Annotated in this window: 2 protein-coding genes; both read right to left on the minus strand. The window is 58.7% G+C overall.

The annotated features are described in order from the left end of the window. Nucleotides 1-154 precede the first annotated feature (154 nt). Nucleotides 155-907, minus strand: coding sequence for an IS21-like element helper ATPase IstB (istB, locus tag D4754_RS23680; RefSeq protein WP_121068626.1), 753 nt, complete (start codon nucleotides 905-907; stop codon nucleotides 155-157). After that, complete coding sequence (gene istA, locus D4754_RS23685; RefSeq protein ID WP_121068627.1) at nucleotides 904-2,403, minus strand: IS21 family transposase; 1,500 nt, start codon at nucleotides 2,401-2,403, stop codon at nucleotides 904-906. Before istA ends, istB begins: the two co-directional genes overlap by 4 nt. Nucleotides 2,404-2,511 lie beyond the last annotated feature (108 nt).

Raw genomic sequence — 2,511 nt, forward strand, 5'->3', positions numbered from 1 at the left:
TGTCAATCTCGGCGACAAAATGGGCCATTTACCGGCGCAAAAAGGGGCCAAGGTTCGGGATAGCGGTGGCGCTCTGGCGCGTGTGCTCATCATATAGCTAACGCGTGTCAGAGCGCGCTGGCCGCAGGCCAGCCTTGATGCTGTTTTTGTGAGTTCAGTCCTGAAGTTTTCGGCTCTGGCGCAGCCGGTAGCTGTCGCCGTTCATTTCTAGGATATGCACGTGGTGGGTCAGGCGATCCAGGATTGCGCCGGTGAGACGCTCGGAGCCGAAGACTTCGGTCCATTCATCGAATGGCAGGTTGGACGTGATGACGATCGAGCCGCGCTCATAGCGTTGGGATATGACTTCGAACAGCAACTCGGCGCCGGTTTTGCTGAGGGGCACGAAGCCGAGTTCGTCGATGATCAGCAGGTCCTGACTGGCCATCAGCTTTTGCAGCCGTTGCAGACGCCGGTCATCGGCGGCTTCGATCAGTTCATGAACGAGCGCCGCCGCCGTCGTGAAGCGAACCTTGAGGCCCTTCTGGCAGGCGGCGAGACCAAGGCCCAAAGCAACATGGGTCTTGCCGGTTCCCGAAGGACCCAGAGCGATAATGTTCTCGCGGCGTTCGGCATATTCGCAGCGGGCAAGCTCCATGGTCAGAACCCTGTTAAGCGAGGGGATCGCCTTGAAGTCGAAACTGTCGAGGCTTTTTGTGGCCGGAAACTTCGCCGCCTTGATCCGCCGTTCAACCATCCGACGTTCGCGTTCGATCAGTTCCAGTTCGCAAAGGCGCAGAAGGTATTGAACATGATCCTTGCCCTCTGCCGCACACTGACGGGCCAACTTGCCATATTCGCTCTTGAAGGTCGGCAGCCGCAGCGCCTTCAGATGATGCTGCAATAAGACCTGCGGAGTGTCGCTCATGCTGGCGCTCCCGACATCAGGCTCATGTAGCTGGCCGGATTTGTCGTGCCGACCTGGGCTCTGGGCAGATAGGGATAGATATCGAGATCGAGCCGCGGCGGGCGTTTCTCGATCCGGCACAGGACGAGATGCTTGACGGCGTCATAGCCGATGGCCCCGAGATCCAGTGCCTGCCTGATGGCTCCTTGCACATGGATCAGCTCGAACGTTTCCAGCAGCCGCAGAACCTGAACATATTCGCGCTTGCCCTTCTTCCCCATCCGCGCTTCCAGCAACCGGCGCAGGGTGGCGAATTCGTCAGGCAGATCCCAGCCTTGCAGTGGAGCGGCTTGATCCAAGGCCCCGACCTTCTGCTCCAACAGCGGCAGGTAATGTATCGCATCAAGCACCATGTCGGCTTTGTCGTAAGATCGGCGGTGGCGGGCAATCACCTCGGTGCCGCAGCCAATCACAACCTCATGAACATATCCACGAACCTGAACTTCGTGATGGGCATAGGCGACCGGCACCGAGTAATCATTGTTGTGATAGCGAACCATCGAGATTGATGTCGCCCGGGTGCTGACCTTGTCACAGGCATCGTAAGGCGTGGGCGGCAGCGCCATCAGCGCATCCAGATCCCGCATCAGACGATCACCGACAGTCTCAGCGTGACCTCGAAGAATGTCGCCCTGTCGCGTCAGACATCGTTCTTCTAACCAGGCGTTCAACGCATCGAAGCTGTCAAACCGCGGTGCCGGAACGAGGAAGTTCCGCCGCCCATAACCGATCACCCCTTCGACGTTGCCTTTATCGTTTCCCTTGCCTGGCCGCCCGAACTTGTCATCGAACAGGTAATGCGACTGCAATTCCGAAAAAACGCGGGTGCGCAGCCGGACCCCGTCGCCCAAAATCTTCGCCACCGCGATTGTTGTATTGTCATAGAGGATCGACAAAGGAACGCCGCCGAAGAAGGCGAAAGCCGCGTTGTGGCCATCGCAAAACGCCTCGGTCGTCTCGGCCGGATAGGTCTTGATGAAGAACGCATCCGAATGCGGAAGAGCCATCGCAAAGTAATGCAGCTTGCACTCGACACCGGCAATCACCCCCAGCGTCTCGCCGAAGTCGACCTGGGCATGGCCCGGTGCATGTGAGAGCGGCACGAATACTTCCCGCGTCCGGCGCTTCTTCTCGCGCACGTAATCGGTGACGATGGTAATCCCGCCGGTGAAGCCATGCTCGTCGCGCAGCCGCGCATGGATCCGCTTGGCAGTGTGCCGCTGTTTCTTCAGTTTGCCTCTATCCTCTTCGAGGATCTGGTCGATCACCGGAACGAAAGGATCAAGCTTCGGACGATGCGGCGGCGCCTTACGTCGATACCCCGGCGGCACCGAATGCTTCAGAATCTTTGACACCGTCTTGCGGTCAATCCCGAACAAACGCGCCGCCTCGCGCTCACTCATGCCCTCAACATGGCACGCTCTGCGCACCCGGTTATACAATTCCACAGAATACATCTCCCGACCCTCAGCTTCCGCCTCGGGTGTCAGAATGGCGGAATTTTACTCCGCGACGGTCAGGTAATCCCACCGTTTCCGTGGCCCAGTTTGCCTCCGAGATTCACA

The sequence above is a fragment of the Chachezhania antarctica genome (assembly GCF_003646465.1).
Classification (GTDB): Bacteria; Pseudomonadota; Alphaproteobacteria; order Rhodobacterales; family Rhodobacteraceae; genus Chachezhania; species Chachezhania antarctica.